This is a genomic window from uncultured Methylobacterium sp., assembly GCF_964242245.1.
Lineage (GTDB): Bacteria > Pseudomonadota > Alphaproteobacteria > Rhizobiales > Beijerinckiaceae > Methylobacterium.
This window is the reverse complement of sequence record NZ_CAXTBY010000228.1, coordinates 1-2140: the sequence shown is the minus strand read 5'-3', so window position 1 is coordinate 2140 and position 2140 is coordinate 1. Positions and strand designations below refer to the sequence as shown.

General features: G+C 73.7%; 3 protein-coding genes and 1 tRNA gene. 1 reads left to right on the top strand and 3 read right to left on the bottom strand.

Annotated elements, in window-relative coordinates; genetic code table 11:
* The 3 genes from ACFE8Y_RS21735 to ACFE8Y_RS21725 are packed head-to-tail and all read right to left on the bottom strand — an operon-like array spanning window position 1 to window position 1626.
* Complete coding sequence (locus ACFE8Y_RS21735; RefSeq protein ID WP_375466437.1) at window positions 1-717, bottom strand: LrgB family protein; 717 nt, start codon at window positions 715-717, stop codon at window positions 1-3.
* Entirely contained in the window at window positions 714-1121 is a 408-nt protein-coding gene (locus ACFE8Y_RS21730; protein WP_375466436.1) for a CidA/LrgA family protein, read from the bottom strand. The genes ACFE8Y_RS21735 and ACFE8Y_RS21730 overlap by 4 nt, the downstream gene beginning before the upstream one ends.
* 16 nt (window positions 1122-1137) lie before the next feature.
* On the bottom strand, window positions 1138-1626 hold the full coding sequence (locus ACFE8Y_RS21725; RefSeq protein ID WP_375466435.1) for a TerB family tellurite resistance protein: 489 nt from the start codon (window positions 1624-1626) through the stop codon (window positions 1138-1140).
* Between the two features lie 203 nt (window positions 1627-1829).
* Here ACFE8Y_RS21725 and ACFE8Y_RS21720 point away from each other — a divergent pair.
* A tRNA-Thr gene (locus ACFE8Y_RS21720) sits at window positions 1830-1905 on the top strand.
* Window positions 1906-2140 lie beyond the last annotated feature (235 nt).

The window sequence follows — 2140 nt, the reverse complement described above, 5'->3', positions numbered from 1 at the left end:
TCAGGACAGGATGCGCAGGGCCAGCGGCACGAGGATCGCGGTGAGGAAGGCGTTCAGGCCCATGGCGATGCCGGCGAAGGTGCCCGCGACCTCGCTCACCTGGAAGGCGCGGGCGGTGCCGACGCCGTGGGCGGCAAGCCCCACCGCGAAGCCGCGGGCGCGCATGTCGCGGATGCGCATCAGGCTCATCAGCGGCGTCACCAGGATCGCGCCGACGATCCCCGTCAGCATCACCAGCACGGCGGTGAGCGTCGGATCGCCGCCGAGCGCCGCCGAGATGCCCATGGCGACGCCGGAGGTGACGGATTTCGGCGCGAGCGAGACGATCACGCCCTCGGGGATGCCGAGCAGGCGCGCGAGCCCGATCGTCGAGCCGAGCGCCACCGCGCAGCCGGCGGCGAGCGCCGCCAGCATCGGCACGAGCGCGCGCATCACCGTCGCCCGGTGCTCGTAGAGGGGCAGGGCCAGCACCACCGTCGCGGGCCCGAGCAGGAAGTGGACGAACTGCGCGCCGTCGAAGTAGGTCGCGTAGGGCGTGCCGGTCGCGGCGAGCACCGTGCCGGTGATCGCGATGGCGATCAGCACCGGGTTGGCCACCGGGTGCCGCCCGGTCGCGGCCGAGATCCGGTCGGCGGCGAGGTAGGCGGCGAGCGTCACCGTCAGCCACAGCAGCGGCGTGCGCGCGAGGTAGACCCAGACCGCGAACTCGCCGCTCACGCGTCTCCTCCGTCCGCGCCCATCCGCGCCATCAGGCGCGCGGCGCCGAGGAAGACCAGGACGGTCGCCACGAGGGCCGCCGCCGTCGAGACCAGGACGACGAGGGCGAGCCGCACCCCTTGCGCCTGCACCACGTCCAGGCGCCCGACGATGCCGGCGCCCGCCGGCACGAACATCAGCGACAGGTTGGCAAGCAGCCCGCGGCCGGTCGCCTCCAGGGTTCCGTCGGTCAGGGGCCTGGGCAGCAGGCGGGGCAGGCGCGAGGGCGCCCGGTCGCGCAGGACGAGGAAGCCCAGCATCAGGGCCATGCCGAGCACGGGGCCGGGCACCGGCCATCCGGCGCCGAGGGCGGCGGCCTCGCCGAGGAGCTGCGCCAGCAGGATCAGCGTCAGGCTCGCGATCATCGCCCGCGCCGGCGCCTCATGCCGGGCCGGCGCCCGCGTCGGGCTCGGGGTACCGCTCCGAGAGGCCCGCGCCGCGCGCCCGCGCGATCGCCGCCTCGTCGAAGCCGAGGAGCTTGCCGAGCCGCCAGACCAGCGCCTCCTCGAACTCGTCGACGGTGCCGTCGGCCCCGGCCACCGCCCAGGCCATCGCGAGGAGCCGGCCCCGCTCGCCGGCGTCGGTGGCGTGCGGGATCATCTCGACGAGGCTCGCCACGTCCCGGGTCTCGGCATCGAAGGCGGCGGCACGGGCGATCAGGGCCTCGGCCGCCTCGGGGCTCGACGCGTAGCGCCCCTGCACGAGCCGGGCGAGCCGCACGGATTCGGACGGCGCGAGGATTCCGTCGACGCGGGCGACGTGGACCAGGAGCGCGATGGCGGCAAGGTGCGCGTCGTCGGGCGCCGCGTCGGGCGCGCCGACGCCGAGGGCGTCGGCGGCGTAGGCCCGCAGGCGTGCGATCAGCGACATCAGGTGCTCCGGGGCCCGCCCTCGCGGGTTCGTCGACCCTTCCCCCGCCGCACGATCCCGTCAAGCGGGCGGCGGCTCCGGGAACCGCTCGGCGCGCCAGCGTGTCCCCCCTGCATCGCGCCTTGCATCGCGCCTTGCCAAGGACGGACCGGGCGGCTATTCCACAGGGCCTCGACGCTCCGCCACGCGCGCCGTCGGGCCATGCCGCAATAGCTCAGCTGGTAGAGCACCTCATTCGTAATGAGGGGGTCGGGGGTTCGAATCCCTCTTGCGGCACCACCGATCCCCCACTGTCTCGGCCTGCCGGGAACGCCGGTTCGCCGATCAATTCGGACAACCTGCCCCTCACCTCCACCTCGAATCCCCGATGCGGCGCGTCCGGATGGATCGTGACGCTCTCGACGAGCGCGCGGAACGCGGCGACGAGCTTGTCGGTCTGCTCGTCGCCTTGCCGGCCGCTAGTGTCTGTTCGGCAACAAGTTGTGTGATTTGAGTAGGTTGTGATTCAAGCGAG

What these genes read in the sequence shown, in the direction of transcription:
- ACFE8Y_RS21730 (WP_375466436.1), bottom strand. Translation starts at nt 1,121, where the DNA reads ATGATCGCGAGCCTGACGCTGATCCTGCTGGCGCAGCTCCTCGGCGAG.
- ACFE8Y_RS21725 (WP_375466435.1), bottom strand. Translation starts at nt 1,626, where the DNA reads ATGTCGCTGATCGCACGCCTGCGGGCCTACGCCGCCGACGCCCTCGGC.